The sequence below is a fragment of the Pseudomonas sp. HN11 genome, assembly GCF_021390155.1.
In the GTDB taxonomy this organism is placed as follows: Bacteria; Pseudomonadota; Gammaproteobacteria; order Pseudomonadales; family Pseudomonadaceae; genus Aquipseudomonas.
In genome coordinates, this window is sequence record NZ_CP089985.1 from 4,261,638 (window position 1) to 4,287,383 (window position 25,746).

General features: G+C 61.7%; 23 protein-coding genes and 1 pseudogene. 10 read left to right on the plus strand and 14 right to left on the minus strand.

The window, feature by feature from the left end; translation table 11 throughout:
• Window positions 1-143 precede the first annotated feature (143 nt).
• Complete coding sequence (locus LVW35_RS19405; protein ID WP_233891620.1) at window positions 144-1,910, plus strand: S8/S53 family peptidase; 1,767 nt, start codon at window positions 144-146, stop codon at window positions 1,908-1,910.
• Between the two features lie 93 nt (window positions 1,911-2,003).
• Here the strand turns inward: LVW35_RS19405 and LVW35_RS19410 are convergent.
• Window positions 2,004-2,608 (minus strand): annotated as a pseudogene (locus LVW35_RS19410) (LysE family translocator).
• 112 nt (window positions 2,609-2,720) lie between these two features.
• Between LVW35_RS19410 and LVW35_RS19415 the strand changes: the two are divergent.
• A complete protein-coding gene (locus LVW35_RS19415; protein WP_233891621.1) occupies window positions 2,721-3,584 on the plus strand; it encodes a LysR family transcriptional regulator in 864 nt (287 codons plus the stop codon).
• Window positions 3,585-3,742: 158 nt separating this feature from the next.
• Window positions 3,743-4,990, plus strand: coding sequence for a hypothetical protein (locus LVW35_RS19420; RefSeq protein WP_233891622.1), 1,248 nt, complete (start codon window positions 3,743-3,745; stop codon window positions 4,988-4,990).
• On the opposite strand, the gene LVW35_RS19425 is transcribed toward LVW35_RS19420, so the two are convergent.
• Entirely contained in the window at window positions 4,991-5,527 is a 537-nt protein-coding gene (locus LVW35_RS19425) for a TetR/AcrR family transcriptional regulator (RefSeq protein WP_233891623.1), read from the minus strand.
• Between the two features lie 89 nt (window positions 5,528-5,616).
• On the opposite strand from LVW35_RS19425, the gene LVW35_RS19430 reads away from it, so the two are divergent.
• Both LVW35_RS19430 and solA read left to right on the plus strand, forming a co-directional pair.
• Complete coding sequence (locus tag LVW35_RS19430; protein ID WP_233891624.1) at window positions 5,617-6,567, plus strand: alpha/beta fold hydrolase; 951 nt, start codon at window positions 5,617-5,619, stop codon at window positions 6,565-6,567.
• 66 nt (window positions 6,568-6,633) lie between these two features.
• A complete protein-coding gene (gene solA, locus LVW35_RS19435) occupies window positions 6,634-7,809 on the plus strand; it encodes an N-methyl-L-tryptophan oxidase (RefSeq protein WP_233891625.1) in 1,176 nt (391 codons plus the stop codon).
• Window positions 7,810-7,830: 21 nt separating this feature from the next.
• On the opposite strand, the gene LVW35_RS19440 is transcribed toward solA, so the two are convergent.
• The 3 genes from LVW35_RS19440 to LVW35_RS19450 all read right to left on the minus strand — a co-directional run bounded on the left by LVW35_RS19440 (window position 7,831) and on the right by LVW35_RS19450 (window position 9,991).
• Window positions 7,831-8,553: a BPL-N domain-containing protein gene (locus LVW35_RS19440; protein ID WP_233891626.1), complete on the minus strand. Its 723-nt coding sequence runs from the start codon at window positions 8,551-8,553 to the stop codon at window positions 7,831-7,833.
• A gap of 104 nt (window positions 8,554-8,657) precedes the next feature.
• Window positions 8,658-9,284, minus strand: coding sequence for a glutathione S-transferase family protein (locus LVW35_RS19445; protein ID WP_233891627.1), 627 nt, complete (start codon window positions 9,282-9,284; stop codon window positions 8,658-8,660).
• Window positions 9,285-9,352: 68 nt separating this feature from the next.
• On the minus strand, window positions 9,353-9,991 hold the full coding sequence (locus LVW35_RS19450) for a TetR/AcrR family transcriptional regulator (protein ID WP_233891628.1): 639 nt from the start codon (window positions 9,989-9,991) through the stop codon (window positions 9,353-9,355).
• A 135-nt stretch (window positions 9,992-10,126) separates the two neighbouring features.
• Here LVW35_RS19450 and LVW35_RS19455 point away from each other — a divergent pair, with 135 nt between their 5' ends.
• Complete coding sequence (locus tag LVW35_RS19455; RefSeq protein ID WP_010208999.1) at window positions 10,127-10,567, plus strand: hotdog fold domain-containing protein; 441 nt, start codon at window positions 10,127-10,129, stop codon at window positions 10,565-10,567.
• Between the two features lie 38 nt (window positions 10,568-10,605).
• On the opposite strand, the gene LVW35_RS19460 is transcribed toward LVW35_RS19455, so the two are convergent.
• The 5 genes from LVW35_RS19460 to LVW35_RS19480 all read right to left on the minus strand — a co-directional run bounded on the left by LVW35_RS19460 (window position 10,606) and on the right by LVW35_RS19480 (window position 16,708).
• Window positions 10,606-12,333: an OPT family oligopeptide transporter gene (locus tag LVW35_RS19460; protein WP_233891629.1), complete on the minus strand. Its 1,728-nt coding sequence runs from the start codon at window positions 12,331-12,333 to the stop codon at window positions 10,606-10,608.
• A 162-nt stretch (window positions 12,334-12,495) separates the two neighbouring features.
• Window positions 12,496-14,553, minus strand: a complete 2,058-nt coding sequence (locus LVW35_RS19465; RefSeq protein WP_233891630.1) for a methyl-accepting chemotaxis protein — start codon at window positions 14,551-14,553, stop codon at window positions 12,496-12,498.
• 219 nt (window positions 14,554-14,772) lie between these two features.
• Window positions 14,773-15,063 (minus strand): DUF3144 domain-containing protein, encoded by a 291-nt coding sequence (locus LVW35_RS19470; protein WP_233891631.1) that lies wholly within the window; start codon window positions 15,061-15,063, stop codon window positions 14,773-14,775.
• A 74-nt stretch (window positions 15,064-15,137) separates the two neighbouring features.
• Window positions 15,138-15,629 (minus strand): nuclear transport factor 2 family protein, encoded by a 492-nt coding sequence (locus tag LVW35_RS19475; RefSeq protein WP_233891632.1) that lies wholly within the window; start codon window positions 15,627-15,629, stop codon window positions 15,138-15,140.
• The gene (locus LVW35_RS19480) at window positions 15,626-16,708 is read right to left on the minus strand and encodes an aldo/keto reductase (protein WP_233891633.1); all 1,083 of its coding nucleotides are present in this window, start codon (window positions 16,706-16,708) and stop codon (window positions 15,626-15,628) included. The genes LVW35_RS19475 and LVW35_RS19480 overlap by 4 nt, the downstream gene beginning before the upstream one ends.
• Window positions 16,709-16,849: 141 nt before the next feature.
• Here LVW35_RS19480 and LVW35_RS19485 point away from each other — a divergent pair, with 141 nt between their 5' ends.
• A complete protein-coding gene (locus tag LVW35_RS19485; RefSeq protein WP_233891634.1) occupies window positions 16,850-17,761 on the plus strand; it encodes an AraC family transcriptional regulator in 912 nt (303 codons plus the stop codon).
• Here the strand turns inward: LVW35_RS19485 and LVW35_RS19490 are convergent.
• On the minus strand, window positions 17,746-18,441 hold the full coding sequence (locus tag LVW35_RS19490) for a tRNA (adenine(22)-N(1))-methyltransferase (RefSeq protein ID WP_233891635.1): 696 nt from the start codon (window positions 18,439-18,441) through the stop codon (window positions 17,746-17,748). The two genes, LVW35_RS19485 and LVW35_RS19490, sit on opposite strands and share 16 nt — an antisense overlap.
• The gene (locus tag LVW35_RS19495) at window positions 18,438-19,157 is read right to left on the minus strand and encodes a FadR/GntR family transcriptional regulator (protein WP_233891636.1); all 720 of its coding nucleotides are present in this window, start codon (window positions 19,155-19,157) and stop codon (window positions 18,438-18,440) included. The genes LVW35_RS19490 and LVW35_RS19495 overlap by 4 nt, the downstream gene beginning before the upstream one ends.
• 339 nt (window positions 19,158-19,496) lie before the next feature.
• Between LVW35_RS19495 and LVW35_RS19500 the strand changes: the two genes are divergently transcribed.
• Complete coding sequence (locus LVW35_RS19500; RefSeq protein ID WP_233891637.1) at window positions 19,497-20,858, plus strand: MFS transporter; 1,362 nt, start codon at window positions 19,497-19,499, stop codon at window positions 20,856-20,858.
• A gap of 19 nt (window positions 20,859-20,877) precedes the next feature.
• The gene (gudD, locus tag LVW35_RS19505) at window positions 20,878-22,203 is read left to right on the plus strand and encodes a glucarate dehydratase (protein ID WP_233891638.1); all 1,326 of its coding nucleotides are present in this window, start codon (window positions 20,878-20,880) and stop codon (window positions 22,201-22,203) included.
• 119 nt (window positions 22,204-22,322) lie between these two features.
• On the opposite strand, the gene LVW35_RS19510 is transcribed toward gudD, so the two are convergent.
• Entirely contained in the window at window positions 22,323-23,246 is a 924-nt protein-coding gene (locus LVW35_RS19510; protein ID WP_233891639.1) for an ABC transporter substrate-binding protein, read from the minus strand.
• A 242-nt stretch (window positions 23,247-23,488) separates the two neighbouring features.
• On the opposite strand from LVW35_RS19510, the gene LVW35_RS19515 reads away from it, so the two are divergent.
• Window positions 23,489-24,733, plus strand: a complete 1,245-nt coding sequence (locus LVW35_RS19515) for an acyl-CoA dehydrogenase family protein (RefSeq protein WP_233891640.1) — start codon at window positions 23,489-23,491, stop codon at window positions 24,731-24,733.
• On the opposite strand, the gene LVW35_RS19520 is transcribed toward LVW35_RS19515, so the two are convergent.
• The gene (locus LVW35_RS19520) at window positions 24,727-25,626 is read right to left on the minus strand and encodes an MBL fold metallo-hydrolase (RefSeq protein ID WP_233891641.1); all 900 of its coding nucleotides are present in this window, start codon (window positions 25,624-25,626) and stop codon (window positions 24,727-24,729) included. The two genes, LVW35_RS19515 and LVW35_RS19520, sit on opposite strands and share 7 nt — an antisense overlap.
• Window positions 25,627-25,746 lie beyond the last annotated feature (120 nt).

A 25,746-nucleotide genomic window follows, 5' to 3' on the forward strand; every position in this document is an offset into this window, starting at 1 on the left:
GATCAACGTCCGGAGCAAGGGCCGTGTGCCGCCCGTTCTCCCTGCGCGATCAACTGCGCTTTGTTCACCTTTGCCCCCTCCCTCTGAACGAAGCGCCCTCTGCCGCAGTCCGAACACCATCACTCCGGCAAAGACCTGCCCCCATGTCCCTACGCCCCGCTAACCTCGCAACCCTTCTCACCCTGGTCGCCTGCACCAGCGTCGCGGCGCAGGAGCCGCTGCGTCTGGAAAACCTGAAGCGCTGCGGTGACCTATTGGAAAGTCGCCAACAGGACTGGTGCCTGAACGTGCGCGGGCTGGGTGATGCAGCGCCGCAATTGAAACTGGCGGGCAAGGTGCTGCCGTCGAGTGCGTTGCAACGCGACGGCCAGACCCTGCGTCTGCGTCTGGACGCCAGCCATTACCAAAGCGGCCCGCTCTGGCTTGAAGAGGGCTCCCGCGTCAGCAACGCCGCGTGGCTGACGGTGCGCAACAGCCATGTGGTCGCCGCCACGCCGGGCGAGGTGACGAAGAACATGGACGGCCTGACCACTTACGTCGATCTGGTCAGCGTACTGATTGAAGAGGACCACGACGGTCGCCAGGAGGCCGAGCGGTTGGCCCATAAATATGGGGCGACGGTGGTGGGCAGTATTGCACCGTTGAATGTGTTCCAACTGCGCCTGCCGGCCAAGGATCTGGTGCAGCGCGATGCGTTGGTGCTGCGCCTTGGCAGTGAAACCAGTGTGGATGCGGTGGTGGTTGAAGAGTCTGCCGCTGAAGAGTCCGAGCAGGCCGTTACTCGCCCCAAGGAACCGAGCAAACCTGCGCCGGACTCTGATGAGTGGGCGGCAAACCGCTTTCTGGATGCAGTTACCTACTACCGGCACCGGATTCCGGGGCGCTACGCGCCGATTGTGCCGCAGCCGATACGTGTGGGGGTGATCGAGCGGGGGGTGGATTTCGACACGGCGGATTTTGCCGATTACCGGGGCGGCTGTTCGCCGAAGCGCACCTGTGTTTACGCGCGGGACATGGGCGCTGCGGACGGGCATGGCACGACCGTCGCCGGGATCCTTGCGGCGAAGTGGGACGATGGCGGCAACAGTGGTTTCCTGCGCGGGCTGGACAAGGCCAGCGGCGGGTTTGATGTGATCGTCGATCGCGATTCCGATGCGGGCATTACTGCCAATATCGCCGCGTCGGTCAACCTGGTGGAGGACGGTGTGCGGGTGCTCAATTGGAGTTGGGGCATTCACCGTGTCGGCACCAAGGACGTCAACGGTGATGAGGTGGACTCTCTGCTGCGCTCGGGTATCGCCATGAGTGGCTACGAGGAATTGCTGGAAGAGTTTTTCCTGTGGCTGCGCAAGGCGCATCCGGAGGTGATCGTGGTGAATTCGGCGGGCAATGGGTCGGCGTTTTCGGGCACGGATGATTACCGCTTGCCCTCCTCGTTTATCACCGAGCAGTTGCTGGTGGTTGGCGGCCATCAGCGCGGGGAGCGCAGTGGTGTCGCCGTGGATGACCCGGCTTACGCGGTGACGCGCAGTTCGTCGAATGTGGACATGCGTGTGGATATCACCGCGGCGGCCTGCGCCCATGCGTCGACGGTAAAGGCCGGTGAGGAAGGCGCGGTGCATTGTGGTACGTCGTACGCCACGCCGATGGTCGCGGGGCTGGTGGCGGCGATGCTGTCGATCAACCCGCAGCTTGAGCCCGAGCAATTGCGCATGCTGTTGCGCCGCAGCGCCATGGCGATTGGCGACAACCATGACTTTGAACGCAGCGATGCGCAGGACCTTACTGCGCCGATCCTGCCGTCGGAGCGCAATTATCAACTCAATGACAAGGACGTAGGGCGCTCGGCGCGGCTGGATATGCAGAAGGCGTTGGATCTGGCGGTGCAGAGCCGGACGCGGGTGCGTTGACAGTTGCTGGAAATCATCAGTCAGACAGCCGCGAAAGCCTGTGACGACAAAGCCCGGCGCCCGAGCCGTTGCGTTATGGGGAAGGTCAAGCCCTCAGCTGTGAATGGGCAACGCCAACCCAAACACCACAAAGAACCCACCGCAGACCTTATTGAACCGCCGCCCGGTGTGCGCCAACCACGGCCTGACCCGGTTGGCAGCACTGGCCACCAGGTATTCAACGACAAATTCCACGACGGCATAGGTCAGCGCAATGGCGGCCGTTTGCGCGATGAGGCTTCTGTGCGGGTCCAGGAAAGGTGGAATAAACGCGGTGAATAGCAGTAACGCCTTGGGGTTTGAGATGGCCGATACCAGTCCCTGACGGAACAGCGACCAACTGCTCAGTGCCATGGCGCCGGCCTCCAGGCTGACCGGGGCGGAGCGCCACAACCCTAGGCCCAACCAGATCAAGTACAGCCCACCGGCACCTTCAAGGCGGTAAACCAGCTGGCGGAGGCTTGGATCAACGCGCCCAGGCCCAATGCGCACAGCATGAGCACAAAAGCAAAGCCGAGCACGCCGCCGCTGATGGTGAACAGGGTTTTGCGGCGGCCATGGAGCGCGCCATGGGTCAGCACCAACAACGCGTTGGGGCCTGGCACTACCGCTATGCCGCAGCAGGTGAACAGGTAGAGCAACCAGGTCTCGAAGGGCATGATCAGGTCCGGCAACGGTGGATTCAAGTCCGCATCCTGCGAGCGAACGGCTATCATGAAAAGCGCATAATTCACGCCGCAGCCATTCGATTAACGAATAGAAATAACCCACATGCCTTCCAGTGATTTGCAGATCGATTGGCTCAAGTGCTTCGTGGCGGTGGTGGACGCCGGTTCGCTGTCGGGCGCAGCTCATGAGGTGAACCGATCGCAATCTGCCGTCAGTATGCAGATGAAGAAACTGGAGGCAGCGCTGGGACGGCCTTTGTTGAACCGTGGTCCGAGGCACCTGCAACTGACCGATGACGGCCAGACGCTGCTGAGCTACGCCCGTCGCCTGCTGGCGCTGCACGCCGAGACCCAGGCGGCGTTCCATGGTGAAGCCTTGACCGGGCGCATCCGCCTTGGGGTCGCGGAGGATTACGCGGCCAAGTACCTGACGCCGGTGCTCAAGCGTTTTGCGCCGCGCTACGCCGGTGTGGACATCGAACTGACCTGTGAACAATCCACCGCACTGATCCCACGTGTACGCAGCGGCGACCTTGATCTGGCGCTGGTGTCCCGGGACTCGCCACACAGCGGCACCTTTTTGTTCAAGGAACCGATGGTTTGGGTAGGCTCGCCTCAGTTCGAACTCTGGCGCCGGGACCCGGTGCCTATCGCCGTCTACGAAAGCGCCAGTCTGGCGCGGCGGTATGCGGTGAATTCACTGGCCCAGCAAGGGCGTCAGTTCAAGGTGGTGTACAACAGCTCCAGCCTCGCCGGCCAAGTGGCTGCGGTTGAAGGCGGGCTGGCGATTGCCGCGATTACTCAATGTACGGTGCAGCCGTCACTTCAGGTCTTGGGTCGCGAACAGGGGTTGGGGAATATTGAACCGATGGAGGTATCGATTCTGCGTAGCCGAGCCTCTCGCGGGTCCCAGGCGGTCAACAGTCTGCATGGGTTTATCATCAGTGCGCTTAGGGTTCAGGCGTAGCGCGCTGCTCTGCCGCGATCAGAAGAAAGGTTCAAATCACCCTGGATATTCAGCAAATCAAGCAACGCCTGACCCGTTCAGCCAACTAGAGCCTGACGCCCAACTGCTGGATAATGCCCGACCTCGCTCACTGCCCACCGATAAGGAAGTCCCGCCCCATGAAGTTGCCGTTTTCCGCTGCCCTGCTCGCATCTGCCCTGCTGGCGCCGTCGATTGCCCAGGCCGACGACGCCGCGTTGGTCGACACGCTCAAGGCCTTCACTCGTTGCGACGAGAGCTTCTTCAGCCGCCTGAACACCCACCGTGACGCCTGGCAGGCCTATGCCCCGCTCAAGCAGGAAAAGAACTTCACCTGGATCGCGGTGCGCGACCGCACCGAACCCAAGGCCTCGGCAGTGCCAGTGACCGCGCCGGCCATCGCGGGGTTGAAGCTGCTGTCCTACAACGATGAGGTCAGCGATCTTGGCCCGTTGGGCCTGTATTACTTCTGGGGCTTCACGGTGGACGGCACCATGGATGAAGTCGCCCCGCGCGTCGCAGCGTTGCTGGACCAACCCGGTGCGCTGCAAAAAGGCGAGGGGCAATACACGCGCAGTGAGTTGAAGGTGGGCAACCGTTGGCAGGCGATCAAGCCGATGCCGGGCAAGGCGCCGGGGCTGCGCAATGTGGAGCGGGTGCTGATCGTGGAGCCGGAGGGCAAGTATTCCCGTGTGAGCTGTTCGGTACAGGGCGGCGTGAATGCCGGGTTGCTGGCGCTGTTGCGGCCGGACATCTCGCCGGTGGACTACCCGCGCACCGTGGCCGACACCCATCTGGCCGATGTGCCGGTGCCGCCCAACGTGCTCCAGGGCCTCGACGTGCCGCTGTTGCAGCCCAAGTTCAAGACGTTGAGCTACACCTACCTGTCAAAGAACGGCGCGGGCAAGGACGCGTCGATCACCATCCGGTTCAAGGCCGAGGGCGGTTTGCTGGTGAAGAACGAAGCCTACGGCAGCGCCTTCAACGTGGACCGTCTGATGCTGGCCGACCTGATCCAGCTCAAGTCGAAAATGAACGGCGTGGGCGAAGGCCAGGTCCTGCAGACCCGCGAGGCCGAGGTAAAACTACCGACAAGCTGGGCTCCGGGCCAGACCTTGAGTGCGCACCTGAAGATGGCCAATGTACCGGTCAAGCCCACCGACAAACCGACCGAAACAACCTTGACCTGCAAGGTGGGCGAGCGCTTCCCGGCGCGTCAAGTGTTTGCGTCGCTGACGGGTGATGCCATCCGGTTGACCTGCGAGCAGGACGGTTATTCTTCGTCGCGCGCGTTTATCGAGGACCTGGGCGTCGCGCTGACGCTGGAGTCGACGTCGAGCCAGACTCACTATGTGAATGAAATCCAGACGCTGGACGTGGTGCGCTGACTAAAGCTCCAGCCCCTGCAAAAACGTGTCGACCTGGCGTTCGAATCCAGGTCGCTCGAATTTCACCAACGCCATGCGCCACAAGCCTTGCAGATAGGTGAGGATCACCGAGGCAGTCACTTGCGGGTCGAGGGACGCCGGCAGCAGGCCCCGGGCTTGATCCTCGCTCAAGCGCTCGGCCATGATGCCGCGCACCGCTTCCAACCCTTGTTCGGCGCGCTCGCGCAGTTCCGGGTCTGACAACACCACGTCCGTCACCATCGCGGCCACCATGCACAGGGGCGATGGCATCTGTGCACCTTCCAGATCGTCGAGGATCACGCTGAAAAATGCGCGAATACCCTCGGTCGCAGTGGGCGCCGACACCAAGGCTTCCAGGCGCCGCGCCACCACGTCATCTTCGTAACGTTGCACACAGGCCAGGTACAGCTGCTTCTTGCTTTTGAGCGAGTTGTAGAAGGAGCTTTCGCCGATGTCCATGACCTTCAGCAAGTCGCGCAGGCCGGTGGCGACGTAGCCGCGCTGCCAGAACAACACCTTCGCCTTCTCGACGGCCTGATCGTAATCAAACGCAATTTTTCTCGCGCTTGAACAGCTTCCCGCAATTCCGCACGCGGATCGACGGCGTGGGTATTTACTTCATTCACGCCCGCTCGCCGCACCCGAACGCCATGCCAATTCTGCTCACGCACGGATGGCCGGGCTCGGTGCTGGAGTTTCTGGAGGTAATCGAGCGCCTGACCAATCCGGTGGCATTCGGTGGCACGGTCGAAAACGCGTTTGATGTGGTCGTGCCGGCAATCCCAGGCTACGGCTTCTCCGACAAACCCACCGAGCAGGGCTGGAACCCGGCGCGTATCGCCCGCGCCTGGGCGGTGCTGATGACACAACGGCTGGGCTACAAGAACTGGGTGGCCCAGGGCGGCGACTGGGGCGCGGCCATCACCACCGCATTGGCTGGCCAGGCACCCGAGGGGCTGATGGCCGCGCATGTGAATTTGCCGATGGTGGTGCCGGCGCAACTACCCGCCAACCCGACCGAAGAAGAGCGCCGGGCCCTTGAGGATATCGAGCGTTACGTCAGCGACAAGGCCGGCTACGCCAACCAGATGAACACCCGCCCGCAAACCATCGGCTACGCGCTGAACGACTCACCGGTGGCCCTGGCCACATGGATGTATGAAAAGTTCTGGGAATGGACCGACAACAACGGCCGTCCCGAAGATGCTCTCACCCGCGACCAGATGCTCGATGACATCTCGTTGTATTGGTTCACCGGCACTGGCACGTCCAGCGCGCGCTTGTACTGGGAAGGCGTGGGCGCGACCATTCGTGGCGCGGATTTTTTCTCGTCGGCGCGGGGCGGCGTGGAGCGTATCCAGGTGCCGATGGGCGCAAGCATTTTCCCCGCCGAAACTTTCAAGCCGCCACGGGCGTGGGCTGAAGAGGCATGGGCCAACCTGTTCTATTGGAATGCCGTGGACAAAGGCGGGCACTTTGCGGCGTTCGAGCAGCCGCAGATTTTTGCCGAGCAATTGTGGAAGGCGTTCCGGCCGTTTCGCGCGACCACACGCTGATCGAACCATTGTGTTTTAGGCGCGCTTGCACTCAACTAAGCGCCTTCCCTATAGCGAGTATCGACCTTGGAACGTTATGAATCGCTGGTCATCGGCTTGGGCGCCATGGGTGCCGCCACGGTGTACCAACTGGCCAAGGCCGGTGTAAAGGTCGCCGGAATCGACCGTCATCATCCACCACACACCTTCGGCTCCAGTCATGGCGATACGCGGATCACGCGGTTGTCGGTGGGTGAAGGCGCGCAGTACGTGCCCATCGTGCGTAATTCGCACCGCATCTGGCGGGAGTTGGAAGCGCTGTCGGGGGAGTCGCTCTTTGAGCAGTCGGGGTTATTGGTGCTCACGTCCCGCGAGGATTTCGACCCAAGCGATGGAACCGACTTCACCCTGCGCACCATTGGCCTGGCGCAAACCTACGGTATCGAACACGAAGTGCTGGATGCGGCGCAGATTCGCCAGCGTTTTCCCCAATTTGCCCAGGTGGCCGACAGCGCCATCGGCTATTACGAGCCTGGTGGCGGGTTCGTGCGGCCCGAGCGCTGCATCGAAGTGCAGTTGCGCCTGGCCGAGCAACAAGGCGCGACGCTGTACACAGGCGAAACCGTGACCTACATCAGTTCGGATGAACAGGGCGTCACGGTGACCACCGACCAACGTACCTTGCAGGCCGACAAGCTGGTGGTGAGCGCCGGTAACTGGGCCGGTGGTTTGCTGGGAGCGCCGTTTGATCGATTGCTCAAGGTCTATAGGCAGCAGCTGTTCTGGTTCGAAACGGAGCCGGATGCAGCACTGGTCGGCGCGTCTCCTACGTTTATCTTCACCCACGGGCCGGGCGACGGTCACACCAACTACGGCTTCCCGGCGCTGCCCGGGGAAGGCAGTTTGAAAGTAGCGACGGCGCAGTATCACACCGTGTCCACGCCGCAGACGCTGGACCGCACCGTTTCGCCCGCCCAGGAACGGGAGATGTACGAGCAACAGGTGCAGGGCCGCATAGCCGGGCTGACGGCCAGGGTGGTCAAGTCAGCGGTGTGCGCCTACACGGTGACGCCGGACCATCATTTCATCATCGACCGGCACCCGACGTTGCAGCACACGTTGGTGGTATCGCCGTGTTCGGGGCATGGTTTCAAGCACTCGGCGGCGCTGGGTGAGGCGTTTGCGCAGTGGTGCGTGAAGGGTACGAGTGAATTGGACCTCTCGTCGTTTTCGCTGCAGCGCTTCGAAGGGATAAACGGTTGAAAGCCCATTTTGTGGTGAGCGTCAGAAACTATGTATCAGTGAACCAAATAGATCACCCTTCGGCATTTTGCTCAACGGAATGTCGGCATTCTCGAACCACTCCTGGCTGGCCTCAGGGTGCGGGCCACTCAGCACCACGACGCCCTTTTCATAGGTATACCGCGCCGCCGCTACGTCGCCGTTGCGGTAGGTCGCGATGGTGGTGTACGACCCTTGGGGAAAGTAAGGGCCGTCCTGGAAGAAGACGTGGTCAACCTTGCCCGTCCAAGTCACCTGCACGGCGGCATCGGCAATTCCAGGCACTTCAAAACCGGGACGACCGGCCTCGCCGTCGAGGTCCTGGGGGATCAGACCGAGGTTGTTGTCATCCGCCAGGTAGGCGCCCATGCACAATCCGAGGTAGCGGCCGCCATTGGCGACGTAGCTGCGGATGGCCTCGCTGCGCGCCTCACCCAGGCTGCGCAGGGCGCCGGGAATATCCTGGCCGCCGCCGGGTTGCACGTAGAGGTCGTAGCGCGCCAGGGTTTGTGGCGTGATGTCGATCGACTCATCCGCGCCCACAAAATCAATGTGGTAGTTGGGGTTGAGACGTTGCAGGGCTTTTGCCACGTTTTCGGAACAGTCGTCACAGCCCGCCGGGCCACGGTAGATAGCGACGTGGGTGATGGGCGTCGCGGCGTCGGCTGGTGACGGCAGCAAAAGAGCAAGGGCAAACAACGTGGCGGCGACAGCTCGCAGGTTCATGGCAAAGTCTCCTTGGACGGACCCAGCCAAGCCTATAGCGATTGCGCCGCTTAATCCGTTAACAGTTGTAAATGCCCTGCAAACAGCGTTGGACTACTCGCCCTTCACCTGGCAAACGCGTACTCCCCACCCTGCTCCACCGCTTTGCGATACGCAGGTCGCGCCTGGAACTTCTGCACCCACGCCGCCAGGTGCGGGTAGGCCTGCAACTTGCCCTGGGCCCCGGCCACTTCGCCGATAAAGCTCATCTGGATATCCGCGCCGCTCAGTTCATCGCCGAGCAGGTAGGTTTTATCCGCGAGCACGTCATTCAGGTAACCCAGATAGTTGGCGATTTCCGACTCGATCCGCGGATGCAACGGCGCGCCAGCCTCGCCCAGGCGGCCGACGTAGAGGTTGAGCATCAGCGGCAACATGGCTGAGCCTTCGGCAAAATGCAGCCATTGCACGTATTGGTCGTAGGTGGCGCTGGCAGGGTCGGGTTGCAGGCGGCCCTGGCCATGGCGGCGGATCAGGTAGTCGATGATCGCGGCTGACTCGATCAGCACTTGGCCACCGTCTTCGATTACCGGAGATTTGCCCAACGGGTTGATCGCCTTGAGTTCCGGCGGCGCGAGGTTGGTTTTCGGGTCGCGCTGGTAGCGCTTGATCTCGTAGGGCAGGCCGAGTTCTTCGAGCAGCCACAGGATGCGTTGCGAGCGTGAGTTGTTGAGGTGGTGGACGATGATCATTGAGTGCTCCGCAGGGCGAGAGGGGTGTCTTGGAAACAGACTACGCCAGCGCCCGGGAGTGCCGATAATTAAATGTCTGCCGATTGCGAAGGCGTTTGGCTGATCGAGGCCCACGCCGCCTGCGCCAGTAAAGCCGCGTAGTGATTCGGGCTGTGCTTGACGCGGCCGGATAACCACGCACGGGCGTAGCTTTCCGCCGAGCCGATGATCAGCGACAGCAACAGTTCAGCCGGGATATGGCTGAACGCGTCACGGCGGCCTTCGTCGCTCATCCACTCGGTCAATTGCGCATTGCGCTGCTTGTTGCGGGTGAGCAGTTCGTCCTTGTGCGGGCCGTTGGCCACGGCGAAGCGGCTCTGGAACATAAAGCGCGCCCATTCGGGTTGCGCATCTACCCACTCCACATAACTGCGCACCAGCGCTTCCACACCGGCCTGGGCGGTTTGCGCCTGCTTGAGGTAGTGCTCTCGCAGTGCGGCCTGATCTTCCAGCGCGGCAAAAAACAGCGCGGCAACGATGCCTTCCTTGTTGCCGAAATGATGGTAGATGGCGCCCACGCTGGTCTCGCACCGCGCGCGGATGGTTTCGATATTCGTCGCCTCAATACCGACTTCGTTAAAGCAGGCCAGGGCCTCGCGCAGGATGCTGCGCTTGAGGTCGCCGCGCCGGCTCGGGAAGGTGCGCTCGATCAGATCAGGTGCGTGCATGAAGTGGCTCGCCAAATGTGCGGAGTCTAAAGGTACAGCCGCCTGCCGAGAAGGCATGGCTTGACACCTGTGGAACTTACGGAATATTGTTCCGCTACAGAATATTATTCTGTAAAACCATTGCGAGGATAATCCATGAGCCAGTTTCTCAGCATGTTCAACAGTGTAGGCCCTGCAGCGTTCAGCCAAATGGCCTGCCAGGTGGCGCCCTACTTCAGCACCATCAACCCGGAAATCGCCGAACTGCGCCCTGGGCATGCCGTGGTCAACGTGCCGTTTCGCAAGGAAATCACCAATCACCTGGCGTCCGTGCATGCGATTGCGTTATGCAACGCGGCGGAATTGGCGGGTGGGACGATGACGGACGTGTCGATCCCGTCAGGTGCCAAATGGATTCCCAAGGGCATGACCGTGGAGTATTTGGCGAAGGCCAAGTCAAACATCCGCGCGGTGGCGGATGGCAGCGGCATTGATTGGTCAACCGCTGGGGACAAGATCGTGCCGGTGGATATTTTCGATGAGGGCGAAGTCAAGGTGTTCACGGCGAAGATCACCATGAATGTGAAGATCGCCTGAGGCCATGGCGGCAGGTTCGGCAACTGCCGAGCCACACTTCAGCTCACCATCGACCACAGTGAAGCCCCCACGCCGGTGATGCTCTCCCCCGCGATCAAACCGGCGGCGGCCGTAATCGCAAAGCGCTCGGTGAGGCTCGGCCAGCGGCAGCTCAGCAGCCAGGTCAGTATGGCGCCCAGGGCCATCATCAGCGACACCGAGGCGGGCAGTACAAAGGCCAAGCCCAATGCGGCGGCACTCGGGAGGTAGCGGGCGCGATGGGCGGGCAAGAGGCTGTCCGCCACACCCAGCAGAACACCGACCAGGCCGCCAATGGCAATCGCCCAGCGGATGCTGGTGGACAGTGAATCGAGCCCATGGGTGAGGGTTTGCGCCACGGCCTTCCAAGTGGCGACCGCCGGTGCCGGCCATTCTTCGGTGAGCAGCATGGATTGTGGATCAGGGATCAAGGCCAGGTAAGCGAATACGCCGACGATGCTGCCGATGAAAATCCCCAGGATCTGCGCGATCACTTGCTTGTGTGGCGTAGCGCCGATGGCCTTGCCCACCTTGAAATCATTCATCAAGTCCGTGCACTGCCCGGCCGAGCCGCCGGCCGTGTTGGCACTCATCAGGTTGATCGGTACTTGCCCCGGCGCGACGATGCCGAAGCTCAGCTGGGACAGTTGCCCAATGGCGCCGATGGGCGGAATGCCCGTGGCGCCCACCACACGCGCGGCGACGGCGGCGAGGCAGATCGCCAAGGGAATAGTGAGCAACGCCATGCCCAGGTTGATACCGAACAGCAGCGCCTGCAGGCTCACCACCAGCACGATCGCCAACGCGAAACCGGCGGCCGGCCCCGGCTTGGGTACGGACCAGGTCGAACCGCCGCTGGAGTGCGTCGACCGGTACAAGGCCCACAACCGAATCGCCAGCGACGCCAAGGTGGAACACACCATCAGGCTCACGCCCGGCCACAGCAACCACTCCACCAGTGCGGCGAACTGCGGACCGCTGCTGCCCGCTGGCAAGGTCACCAGGTGTTGCGCCAACAGCCAGGGGCCCAGGCCACCCCAGGCAAGCAAGGCGCCAAGCAGCAGGGTCAGGCCCACACGAATGCCGATGATACCGCCGAAGCCCACCAGCAACAGCGAAGGGTCGGCGGTGAAGGTCAGGCGCTCCAACTGGGCGCTGGGCGACCAGCGCGGGAAGGCCCATATAAAGGTGTCCACCCACTTGACCAGCCCGGAGAGCAACGCGGCGCTGAGTAACACCTTCAAGCGCGTCGCGGCTTCACGGCCGTGGTTATAGATGTGCAACAGGGTTTCCAGGGTGGCCATGCCTTCGGGGAATTTCAGCGCATTGTCATTCAGCAGCGAGGGCCGTAGATACCAGGCGATCCAGATGCCCAGGAAACTCACCGAGAACACCCAGCCGATCATCGTGACGGCGTCCAATTGATTGCCGGTGAGCAAGGTATAGGCCGGGATCGGCGCTACCAGTCCGCCGGAAATGATTGAAGCGGCGGCCGAGGCGACGGTCTGGTTGATGTTGCTTTCATGCAAGGTCCACGGCAGGTGGTCGGTGGAACGCTTGGCCACTCCTTGAAAGATGGCGTAGCCGATCAACAGCGCGATGATCGACATGTTGAACGACCAACCGATCTTCAACCCGGCGTACACATTGGACGGCGTGAGCAGGATGCCGAGGACACTGCCGGTGATGACGGCACGCAAACTGAGTTCGCGGGTGACGGGGCCGTGCGGGAGGGTCGTTGCGGACATGCGGATTCCTTTCGGCAAGGGAACGGGCGACTTATTAAGTGAGCCCTGTAGCGGCCGAAGGTTCAGGTGGAGGACCTGATGGGATACTTAAACACCGGAGCTCAAAATGTGGGAGCGAGCTAGCCCGCTCCCACAGAGGGATTGTGTCAGTCTGTGAAGCGCTCAGCCCAGGCGAAACCGCGCGGTGTTGTCGCTCAATGCCTGGCTGCCTTTGCTCAGGGTGTCGGCCGCTCGGTTTACTGCCCTTGCACCGTCGAGCAAGCGCCCGGCCGCCTGGTCGACTTGCTGGATATTGCCGCTCACTTCATCCGCCGTAGCGGCTTGTTCCTCTACGGCAGTGGCGATCTGCGCCAGGGTGTCGGTGACGTGCTGCACCGCGCCGGCAATCTCACCCAGACGGGTGCCCAGCCCGGTGACGGATTCCGCGTCGGTCAGCGCTTGTTCACAGGCCGCGCCCATCAAGGTGACCGCCTGGCTGACGGTTGCGCGCAGGCTGTCGACCGTGCCGGCGATCTGCGCCGTGGAGGCCTGGGTAAGTTGCGACAGGCTGCGCACTTCATCCGCGACCACAGCAAATCCGCGCCCCTGCTCACCGGCTCGGGCGGCTTCGATGGCGGCGTTGAGCGCCAGCAGGTTGGTCTGTTCGGCGATGCCATGGATGGTGTCGACCACCGATTGAATCTGCTGGCCCTGCTGGCTGACCTGCTCCAGCGCATCGGCGGTGTCGGTCAGGCGTTGGTTGAGCTGCTGGATGCTGGCAGTGGTGCGCTGGCTGTCGCGGCTGCTGTCTTCGGCAATACGCCGGGTTTGCTGGGCGCTGCCCGAGGCGTGCTCGCAGCTTTTGGCGACGCCCAGGGAGGTGGCGGCCAGTTGGGTGGCGGCAGCGGCAATCTGGCTGATTTGGTGCTGTTGCTCTTCGACTTCGGTGAGGGTGCTGCCCGATTGCGAATTGAGTGTCTGCACGGCGGCCCCCAATTGCTGCGTCTCGTGATTGACCCCCAGCAGGCTCGTGCGCAGTTGCACCACCGCCACGTTCAGCGCGGTGCTGATGGCCGCGAGTTCATCGCGCCCCTCCACCGCCACCTCGACGCACAGATTGCCGTCCCGCAGCGACTCGGCCAGGGTGGTGATGCCGCTGGCGCTGCGGCGGATGGAGGCTTGCAGGCACACGAACAGGTACAGCGCAGCCAAGGCCAACAGGCTGAATGTCGCGGCCACGGGGACAAATTTCTGCAGCGAGCGATCACGGTAGTGACCCAGGCGCGCATCCAGTGAGTTGAGCGATTGGTTGCGTAGCGCGCCGAGGCTGTCGAGCATGCCGTCGACACTGGTCTCGAAGGCCGTCGTATCGAGTTTGATGGCGCCGCCGAACACGCCGTCGTCGAGCACCTTGAGTTCGTTGTCCAGCCGTTGCAGGCTGTTGTCGTACTGCACCGTCCAGGGTTCAAGACCCGCATATTGCTTGGCCTTGAGCGAAGCCGCCGCCTTGAGCAGCTGGTCCCGCGCATCGCCGATGCGACTGCGCAAATCGCGCATCTGCAAACGGCTTTGCAAGGTGAATTGCCCCGAAGCAATGGACGATTGCCCGACACTCGCCATACGGCCAATACGCTCGATCAGGTCCGGCGTGTGCTGGGTGGAAATCTGCATCAACAAGTAGGTTTCCAGCCACGGGTCGAGGATCAGCCCGGCGTCCAGGGTGATCTGCTCGCGCAGGGTTTGCATGGCGGTCAGAGCCGAGGTGAAACGGTCGAAACCATCCGGCCACCAGCCCACGGTGCGCAGGGATTGGGAGTCCATGCCCTTGACCGTGGCCTGTAATGCCTCGAAGCGAGCCTGGATGTCGGCGCTGGCGTTCCGGGCCTTGAGCGAATCGCCCAGGGCTTGCAGGCTTTGCTGGATCATCGGGAAGTTGGCATCGACCTTGTCCATCGCCGCCTTGGCTGCCGGGGTCGGCGCGTGCAGGATGTCTGCCGCTTTCCAGCGCGCGGCCAGGTTGCGCTGGGCCGTCAGTTGGCCATCCAGCGCATCCAGCGCCAACAGTTGCCGAACCCCGGACTGCTCGCTGGAAATAACGGTCAATTTGTCGCGATAGTCCGAGCCGATCATCCACAGGCTACCCGCCAGGGGCAGCATGAACAGCAAGAACAGGATCTGGAACTTGTGCGCAAAACCGAAACGTCCCAGCAGGCGGATACCCGGTGATAAAAGGCTGTGCATGTCCGACCACTCCCAAAAACAACCCACGCGGTGCACCGCTGGGCGAAGCCTTGAAATGACTAACGGCAAAATGCCATGTCATTGATTAGCTTGGCTCAAGCAAGATACGGGCCGCCGTCAACCTGCCCGCAATAGGCGGTGCGGTGACCAATGGCGGGCATGGGATGCGCGAAAATGGGGCAAAAGCACTCAAGGCCTGTGCAGACCTGTAACAATGGCCTATCGGGTCGACATATACCGGCTGAAATTATTGATGTGATCGTCCAGATTATCCTCAAGCATCATCCGGTACTGGTCGCAGAAATACTTCAACATCGCCTCCCGCGCATCGGCCATTTCCGCGCCGGACTTGAAGTTGCGCGCGCTGGCCCAGGCATTGAAGCGCGTGGTGCCGAACATCATCGAGGCGCTGACCTGGCCGAGGTTTTCGTGAGCCTGTAGCTGCTCGTTCGACAGTTCGATATGCGCGTCGGCGCGGTCGTAGAAGGTGGAGTCCGTAGCATCTGTCATTGCGTTACCTGGGTGATCCGTCGTAAGTCGGCCATTGGAGCATGCACGACTGACCGCTGTCAGCAATCACCCTGTCACTCCGGGATACGCCGCAACACATCGTCATAAGGGACCAAATCCAGAAAGGCGGTCACCTCGAAGGCTTTGCCATCACGCATATGAAAGATCCAGGCGTAACTGTTGCGGTAGGCCTGGCCGTCACGCGCAACACCTGCTCCCTCCCACTGAATAATCACGTGATCACCGTCAGCCCAGACCTGCTGGCTCACAGGCCTGACCGGGCTGGATAGGCGCGACACGAACGGTTTTACTGCGCCGGCCACAAACGCGTCGACACCTCGATAAACCCCCGCACTCGGGCCTGAACCCTTGATCGTCCAGATGACATCCGGCGTCAGCATGTCGCTGAAAAATGTGCTGCCACCGCCGCGCCAGCGCTCGAAGGCTTCGGTCACGCGCTGTTTGTTGTGGTTCTCGACTTGCGTATCTGCACGCGCCGCGCACGACCATGACCCCAAGCCGAGCAGGATGACCAAGACCACGCGTTGAAAGATTGAACGCTTCATTTCAGGTACGCCTTCTCGCGCTGAAGCCGAGCACCGCCGAAAATCAATTGCTGCACCATCGGCCGGGAAACAAAACGCTCCGGAAAGATCGGTTCGGGCACGCTGACCTGATCGAGCCGGGTGATATGTTCAGCGTCCAGCTCAATGCTCAGCGCCTCCAGATTATCCTGGGCCTGGGCCAAGGTTCTGGCCCCCATGACAGGTGCAACGACAGCCGGGTTGCACAGCGTCCAGGCGAGAGCCACCTGGGACGGCGTCGCGCCGGTTTCGGCAGCAATGGCGGTGACTACACTGGCGATTTCCAGTGAGCGGGCATTCATATGCCCCGACGAACTGATCACGCCCTTGCGCGTGGCCGACACGTTCGCCTCACTGGCCCCGCCGAGGTCGTCGCGGCTGTATTTACCGGTCAGGATTCCGCCGCCGAGCGGTGACCACGGCAACACGCCAAGGCCCATTTCGGCGGCCATCGGGATTAGTTCATGTTCGACGCTGCGTTCGACCAGGCTGTATTCGATTTGCAGTGCCACCAACGGCGACCAGCCGCGCAGCTTGGCCAGGGTTTGTAGCTGGGCGACTTTCCACGCCGGGGTATTGCAGATGCCCAGGTACAGCACTTTGCCGCTGCGCACCAGGTCATCCAGCCCGCGCATGACCTCGTCGACGCCCGTGGTGAAATCCCAGGCATGCAGGTACAGCAACTCAATGCGATCGGTGTCGAGCTGGCGCAAACTGGTCTCCACCGAGCGCATCAGGTTCATGCGGTGGTTACCACCAGAATTGGGGTCGCCCGGATCCCGGGCCATGGTGTATTTGGTCGAGACGACCAGGCGATCACGCTTGCCCTTGAGGAATTGACCAAGGATGCGCTCCGAAGCCCCGTTGGTGTAGTTGACGGCGGTGTCGATCAGGTTGCCGCCTTGGTCGACGTAGACATCGAAGATCTGGCGTGCTTCGCTTTCATCCGCGCCCCACCCCCAGTCGGCGCCGAACGTCATGGTGCCGAGGGCGAGCGGCGAAACGCGCATACCGGATCGTCCGAGCAGGCGGTAGTGGTCGAGTGCGTTGAGAGTGGGCATGATGAACTCCTTTCAGCGATGGCGTTAAGCCGGTGAAGGCAAGTCTGCCCCCCACCGGCTCGTCGCCTGTAACAGGATCGTCCCGTGTTCTTGCACGATTATCCGGGACGCGACATTCACCCGCCTTTCAACGGAGCCCTCATGGATGCCTTGCCGCAGTTAATCGAGCTGATCAGCCGCCACGCACCCAGCGACGGCACTCACGCCACACCGATTGACGGCGTAAGCCTGGTGCGCTCGGGCACACCCACGCTGCCTATGCCGGTCGTCTATGTGCCGACGCTGTGCCTGATTGTTCAGGGGCGCAAACAGGTGGTCGCGGGCGCAACGTCCTACGTGTACGACGCGGCCACTTACCTGGTGGCCTCTGTGGATATTCCCGTGATGGGTTCGGTTATCGAGGCCAGCCAGGCCGCGCCTTACCTGTGCCTGGTACTCGATCTGGACATGGCGGCGTTGACGGATCTGGCGTTGCGGCACCCGGCGCCGGCACATCAACCTTCACTGCCCACCGCAGGCATCGAACTTAACGCCACCACGCCTGAACTGTTGGACGCAGCTGTCCGGCTGGCCAAACTGCTGGACACACCAGGCGACATTCCGGGCCTGGCGCCGCTGATCATTCGCGAGCTGCTTTACCGATTGCTCACCGGCAGCGGCCAGGGTGCGGTGCGGCAAATGGCCAAGGCCGACAGCCGCCTCAACCAGATCGCCAAAGCCATCGCGTGGTTACGCCAGCATTACGACGAACCCTGCCGGATCGATGCCATCGCAGATATCGCCGGCATGAGCCGTTCCACCTTCCACGCCCACTTCAAGGCGGTCACGTCCATGAGCCCGCTGGAATTTCGCAGCCAATTGCGCTTGCAGGAAGCCCGACGATTGATGGTCGCCGAGGCGGTGGACGCTGCCGGTGCGGGCTTTCGCGTAGGCTATGAAAGCCCCTCGCAGTTCAGCCGCGACTATGTGCGCATGTTTGGCTTGCCACCGGCCAAGGATGCCGGTCGATTGCGCCGTGACGCGCCTACGGTTGAGGTTCAAGCCAACAACTGAGTCATCCACCCGATCTGCCGAGCAATTTCCTCAACCTTCTCCTCCGGCACTGTCTGTCGTGCATGCGCCAGGCTGGCCAGGGTCTTTCGCTTTTGAAGCAGCAGGCGTTGCCATTTGGCGATGAACACCGGGCTGCGTGCCTGCAGTTGCAGCGGCCCGAAGTACAGCTGCTCAGCGGTATAAGCCACTGGCCCGATGCGCTCGGCGACGATGATCTCGTAGTAAAAGCGGTTCTCGCGCAGCAACTCTTCATGAAGGATCGAGTAACCGTTATCCATCAGCCATTGGCGCAACGGTTGCTCACCGCCGTTGGGTTGCAGGACCAGGCGTTCTTGGCCGCTCAGGTGCCGCTTGCCGCTTTCGAGAATATCGCGAATCGTCTCGCCGCCCATGCCGCAGACACTGATCGCGGTGATGCCGTCATGGGGTTCGATGGCCGCCAAGCCATCGGCCTGGCGCACGGTGATCTGTTGCTCCAGGCCGTTGTCGCGCACGGTACGTTGCGCCGCATGAAAGGGCGTGGTCGCGACCTCCCCCGCCACTGCCGCCGTGATCAGGCCACGGCGCATCAATGCCACTGGCAAATAACCGTGATCAGAGCCGATATCGGCCAGGCGCGCGCCTGCCGGTACGTTGGCGGCGACGCGCTCCAGGCGCAGGGATAAGGTGTGTTCGTTCAACGGCCCTGCTCCCCCGAAAAACGATCGCGGCTGTTGGTCAGGTGCAGCACCATGGCCGCGCGAGCGGCGTCCGGGTCCTGGCGTTTGATCGCGTTGAAGATCGCCTCATGTTCCAGGTTGGCCAACTGGCCCAGCTTGGCAAAGTCGGCGCCGCCACGTTCATCGCCTTTTACCTGGGTGCGCGGGATCATCGCATTGCCCAGGTGCAGCATGATTTCGCTGAAGAAGGTATTGCCGGTGGCCTCGGCGATCAGTTGATGAAAGCGTTTGTCTTCCTCCACGCAACTGTCGTTGTTGGCCAGGGAGGCCTGATAGTCGTCGAGCGCCTGGCGCATATGAGCCAGTTGTTCGTCGGTTCTGCGCAAGGCGGCCAGCGCGACGGCTTGCACCTCCAGGCCCAGGCGCAGCTCCAGCATGTTGCGCACACTGGCCACCGTGTCCACATGCAGGCGCAAACCCTGCTGCGCCTGTTGCGCCAGCACAAAGGTGCCGATGCCGTGGCGGGTTTCGACCAGCCCGGAGGCCTGTAATTTGGAGATCGCTTCGCGCACGACGGTGCGGCTCACGCCATGCTCAAGCACGATGGTGGATTCTGACGGCAGCTTTTCGCCAGGTTTCAGTTGGCCGAGCAGGATGCGCTGGGTCAGTGCATCGACCACGCCCTGGGCCAGGTTGGTGGAGCGTTTGCGTAGGGGAGTTCCACTTTCAATGGGCATTGCAACAGGTCCACGGGGTTGAACTGGGGGGAGCTTAACACCCAGCCCGGCACCAGGCCTGGGTTGATTGAAAAAACCCTCAACTTGTATGACAACTAAACTTTACATCCACTCTCATAGACACTCTTACCGCGACACCTACTGAGCAGAACCACACTTACCAACCGCCTTAAAATCCAACAAATACTGCGCAAATAACCAAAAATCTGGCGCCACACACCGCGTTATAAGAAGAAAAACACTCACTACCGGATTGCGATTTCAAGAAACCTACTTGTATGATGTCTATCAACAAGACACACATACCCGCATAAAAATAATCAGGGGGAGTTTTGAACTGTGACCCATTCAATCCATGTATCTGCCGTACCCGAAAGTGATCCCGTCCTCGCGCGCGCCGTGAGCAAAGTAAAGCGCCATGTGCTGCCACTGTTCGTGATCATGTTCATCCTCAACTACATCGACCGGGTCAACATCGGCTTTGTGCGCACGCACATGGAACACGACCTGGGCATCGGCGCAGCCGCCTATGGCTTCGGCGCCGGTCTGTTCTTCATCGGCTATGCCCTGTTCGAAGTGCCTTCCAATATGTTGCTGCAAAAGGTCGGCGCACGTATCTGGCTGACCCGCATCATGTTCACCTGGGGCATCGTCGCCACGCTGATGGCGTTCATCCAGAACGAAACCCACTTCTACATCCTGCGTTTCCTGCTGGGCGTGGCCGAGGCCGGCTTTTTTCCTGGGGTGATCTACTACTTCACGCGCTGGCTGCCCGGCGTGGAACGCGGTAAAGCCATCGCCATCTTTTTGAGTGGCTCGGCGGTTGCGTCGCTGATTTCCGGCCCGCTTTCAGGCGCGCTGTTGCAGATCGAGGGCTTTGGCTTCCACGGTTGGCAATGGATGTTCGCCATTGAAGGCTTGGCTTCGGTGGTGATTGGGTTCTTTGTGTGGTTCTGGCTGGACTCCAAACCCCACGACGCAAAGTGGATGAGCCGCGAAGAACAGGACGCGCTGGTCAATGCCATCGATCAGGAACAGCGCGACCGTGAGGCCCTCACCAGCGTCAAACCGACCATTGGCAAGCTGCTCAAGGACCGCCAGATCCTGCTGTTCTGCGCGCTGTATTTCTGCATCCAACTGACGATCTACGCCGCCACCTTCTGGCTGCCGAGCATCATCAAGAAGATGGGTGACCTCAGTGATGTGCAGGTCGGTTTCTTCAACTCGATCCCGTGGCTGATCTCGATCATCGCCATGTACGCCTTCGCCTCCCTGTCGGGCAAGTTCAAGTTCCAGCAGGCCTGGGTTGCGGCGGCGCTGTTGATTGCGGCAGCGGGCATGTTCATGTCCACCACCGGCGGGCCGGTCTTTGCCTTCGTGGCGATCTGCTTCGCAGCTATCGGTTTCAAGTCGGCGTCGTCGCTGTTCTGGCCGATTCCCCAGGGTTACCTGGATGTGCGCATCGCCGCCGCGGTGATCGCGCTGATCAACTCCATCGGCAATCTGGGCGGCTTCGTAGCGCCCACCACCTTCGGTTTCCTGGAACAGACCACCGGTTCGATCCAGGGCGGCCTCTATGGCCTGGCCGGTACCTCGGTGCTGGCCGCGATCCTGGTGTTCTTCGCCAATACCGCACCCTCTGCCGTGTTGACTGCACCGAGCGTCGCGCCAACGGGCGCTGCCCTCAGCAAACCTCTTTGAGCCCATTCAGGAACTTGCCATGACTACGCCCGTTGTTACTCACTTCCAGGTCATCCCCGTCGCCGGCCACGACAGCATGCTGCTCAATCTCAGCGGCGCCCACGGCCCGTACTTCACACGCAATATTGTCATTCTCAAGGACAGCTCCGGTAATACCGGCGTCGGCGAAGTGCCCGGTGGCGAACGCATCCGCGAAACCCTGGAAGACGCCCGCAGCCTGGTGATCGGCCAGCCCATCGGCCAGTACCAACGCGTCCTCAACCAGATGCGCAGCACCTTTGCTTCCCGCGACGCTGCCGGGCGTGGCCTGCAGACCTTTGACCTGCGCATCACCATCCATGCCGTCACCGCCATGGAAGCCGCACTGCTCGACCTGCTGGGTCAATTCCTCGAAGTCCCGGTGGCTGCCTTGCTCGGCGAAGGGCAGCAACGCGACGCGGTAAAAATGCTCGGTTATCTGTTTTATGTCGGTGACCGCAGCGCCACCGATCTGGCCTACCGAAACGAAGCCGACAGCGATGATGAATGGTTCCGTCTGCGTCACGAAACAGCCCTGACGGCCGACGCCGTGGTGCGCCTGGCCGAAGCCGCCAAAGCCAAATACGGCTTCAATGACTTCAAGCTCAAAGGTGGCGTGCTGAGCGGCGACGAAGAAATCGAAGCTGTCACCGCCCTGGCCGAACGCTTCCCGGATGCGCGCATCACCCTCGACCCGAACGGCGCCTGGTCATTGAAAGAGGCCATCCGCCTGTGCCGCGACCAGCATCACGTACTGGCCTACGCCGAAGACCCCTGCGGCGCCGAAAACGGTTATTCAGGCCGCGAAGTCATGGCCGAATTCCGCCGCGCCACCGGCCTGAAAACCGCCACCAACATGATCGCCACCGACTGGCGTGAAATGGGCCACGCGATCCAGCTGCAGTCTGTGGACATCCCCCTGGCCGACCCACACTTCTGGACGATGCAGGGCTCGGTGCGCGTGGCGCAGATGTGCCACGAATGGGGCCTGACCTGGGGCTCGCACTCCAACAACCACTTTGACATTTCCCTGGCGATGTTCACCCAGGTGGCGGCCGCTGCCCCTGGCGACATCACCGCCATCGACACCCACTGGATCTGGCAGGACGGCCAGCGCCTGACCAAGACGCCGCTGAAAATCGAAGGGGGTTATGTGAAAGTGCCAAGCAAGCCGGGCCTGGGTGTAGAGATCGACATGGACGCGGTCGCCAAGGCCCATGACGTGTACAAAGGCATGGGCCTCGGCGCGCGGGATGACAGCGTGGCGATGCAGTTTCTGATTCCGGGGTGGCGCTTCAACAACAAACAGCCGTGCCTGGTGCGCTGATTCAGATTTTTGTAGGGACGGGCTTGCTTGCTAAATACTTGAAACTGCCGCACTCCTCCTGAATGCCCGCGTTATCGTTGGCATTCTTCGCGAGCAAGCTCGCTCCTACAATCAAGGATTTAAAGCACCCGATCAAACAATGGCGCCACGTCATACCGCTGCTTCAACATCTGCGCATCCACCAAGAAATCCGCCGTGGCCTGGGCCTCGCTGATGATCCTCGGTGAGATCGGCAGCACCTTGATCGCATCGCGCTTGAACCACACCTTGGCGATTTCCGGCGCAGACTGGTTGGCCTTCGACCAGGCTTCGGCATATTCGTCGACGTGGGTGTTGCTCCAAACCCGGGCGCGGGTCAGGCGGGCGATGAAGTCCTTGATGATCGCGTTTTTCTGCGCCAGGGCCGGCTCGTAGGCGACGATGTAGGTCGGCGCGCTCATCAGGCCCTTGGCGTTGCGGATCAGGGTGCTGCCTTCTTTTTCCTGCAGCGACACGTAGGGTTCCCAGGTGCCGAAAGCGTCGATATCGCCTTGGGTCAGCGCCAGGCTGGCCTCGGCCGGCAGCAGGTATTTGAAGTGAACGCTGCTGCGCGGCACACCGGCTTCATCCAGCGCCTTGTACGCCAACTGCTGGCTCCACGAGCCGTTCCAGATGGCGACCGTCTTGCCTTTGAGGTCGGCCACCGACTTGATGCCCTTGCGCGCCACAATGCCCACGCCGTCGAGGCTGGTCTGGGTGCTGGCGACGACTTTGACCGGCGCGCCATTGGCGGCCAGGCTGATCACCGGGGTGTCGCCAACGATGCCCACATCCAGAGCGCCGCTGGCCACGGCCGAGGCCACCGGGGAGCCGGTGTTGAAGCGCTTGAAGTCAATTTTGTAGGGCAAGTCTTTCAGCTCGCCCGACAGCTCCAGCACGATGCGGTTGGAGAAGAACTGGTCACCCACGGTAAGGGTCAGCGGTTCGGCGGCGCCGGCCGATGGGCCATACAGAGCAAGAGAGGCCAGGCCCAGCAAAGACAGCAGTGTTCGACGGTTGATCATGGAAAATCCCACAGGGTTGGAGGGTTGGTTCAACCATCCGTGGGCATGCAGTCTGGTCGTCTGACGTAGAAGCTAACGCAATAAAAGCGTGGGGTTTAATACTGTTGGGCACTATCGATAGAACCGTCGTACAGGTCGCTAGCTGCTTTTCGTATTAAAAACTTTGCCGCACCTGAGTTAGGGTGGGCGCACCAGACCACTGGACCCCAGCACCTGAACCATTTTTCTGCAAGGTCCATTGCATGTCGATTCCCGCTTTGAATATCTGGGGCGCACCGCCCACTGCCCGCTACGAAAAACTGGCCGCGCCGTTTCGTCCACTCTTTGCGCGGATACTCGCTCAGGCGGCCGTGGCGGATCAGACACGCGGTAGTCTCGCCACCGTGATCCAGCAACTGAACGCCTTGGGTTTGCCGCGCTGGCGCTTGCCGGTCAGCTATGGCGGTCAAGATGCAACGCTGGTCGAGTTGCTGACATTGCTCACGGAACTGTCCGCCGCCGACTCCAACATCACCCAGGCCCTGCGGGGACACTTCGGTTTCTGCGAAGACGTGCTCAGCGCCAAAGACTTGGATTGGCGCGCCAAATGGCTGGACCGGCTCGGCCAGGGCGCCCTGCTCTCCCCCGGCAGCACCGAAGTCGGCAATCAGACCCGTGGCGATTTCGAAACCCGCCTGCACCGTGACGAAGCCGGCGCCTTGCGCATCAGCGGCAGAAAGTTCTACACCACCGGCGCGCTTTACAGCGACTTGATCAACACCATTGCCACCGGCGAAGACGGCACGATCTACAGCGTGGTCGTCGACCTCAAGGCCCCCGGCGTGCAGATCGTCGATGACTGGAATGGCTTCGGCCAACGTCTCACCGCCAGCGGCACCTGCATCTTCGATAACGCACCTGTGGTGGATGACGATGTACGCCTTACACAACAGCGCTTTGGCCACGGTCAATCGTTCTTCCAGCTCTACCACCTCAGCACGCTCGCCGGCATCGCCCGCCGCGCCGCCCTCAGTGGCGCCGAAGAACTCAGCCAGCGCGCACGCACCTTCACCACCGGCAATGCCGACACCGCGGGCCAGGACGTGCAACTGCTGCAAGTGATCGGCGAAGTTGCCAGCCAGGCCTACGCCGCGCAAGCCATTGCCCAGCAAGCGGCGCAGCGGCTGGAGCATACCGCGCGGTATGTGATCGCCCATGACCATCCGTTGCATGATGATGATCCGCAGGTGGCGTTGGCTGAATTGGAAGTGTGCCTGGCGGTGAACCCGGTGGTGGATGCGACACTCGCCGCCACTACAGCCTTGTTCGATGCGCTGGGCGCCAGTGCCACCGCCAGCAACAAGGCGCTGGACCGGTTATGGCGAAACGCTAGAACCCTGGCGAACCACAACCCGCGCGTGTACAAATCGCGGATTGTGGGAAATTACCTGGTGAATGGGATCCTACCGCCCGCGCAGTGGCGAGTAGGCGTGGCGAAGGATCAGTAATCCCAGAATGCAGCCACCCAGCGAAACGCATCCCCATCCACCACCACCCGCCCCACGGACGGAAACGGCAGGTGGGTAGCCACGAACAATTCACCACTCGCCGCCGCTTCGTTCATCAGCCGCACCCGAACGCGCACCGACTCTTCGGGGTCGTGCTCGAAGCCGTTGTGCCAATCGGGATGCTCGAACGCGACGGGAAACAATGCGTCACCGGCAAAGGTCAGGCGCTCGCCGCCGGAGGTCACATACACCACGCTATGCCCTGGTGTGTGGCCGCCGGTGAGTTTGGCCACCACCCCAGGCGCGACTTCATGCTCATCATCGAAGGTGTGCAGATTGTCGTGGTACAGCGCCATGAATTGCTGGGCCGTGGCGCGGAGCACATCCGGCACCGGTGCGGGCATGTCGGTGTGGGTGAAATCCGGCGACGCCCAGAAATCGACCTCGATGGCCGCCACATGGATGCGCACATCCGCACGCAACTTGCGCTTCACCTCGTCCACCAGCAGGCCACCGATATGATCCATGTGCATGTGGGTGATCACGATGTCGGTCACCGAGGACAACGGGATGCCGGCCGCTTCCAGGCGCTTGGGAAACTGCCCGGCCCGTGGAAAGCCGGGGAACTGCCCACCCAGGCCGGCATCGATCAGAATCACCTGCTCGCCACTGCGCACCACCAGTACATTCAGCGCCCAATCGAACGCGTCCGGGCCCAGGAACATCTCCTTGAACCACGCCGCGCGGGCGGCCGGGTCGGCGTTGGTGGACATGGTCTGGGTCGGCAGCGGCAGCACGCCGTCACTGATCACCAACACATCAATTTCGCCGACGCGCACCGCGTAGCGGGACGGTACCAGTTCTTCAGTCGGGACTTTCAGTAGGGTTGTCATGGTCGCTCTCCGGTTGTTTGAAGGCGAATGCATCGCCTGCCAAACAGTGTGCGACGGGGCAACGACGGCCGGAACCATACATGGGTATATTGTGCGGTTCGAAATCGACAAGCAGAGTTG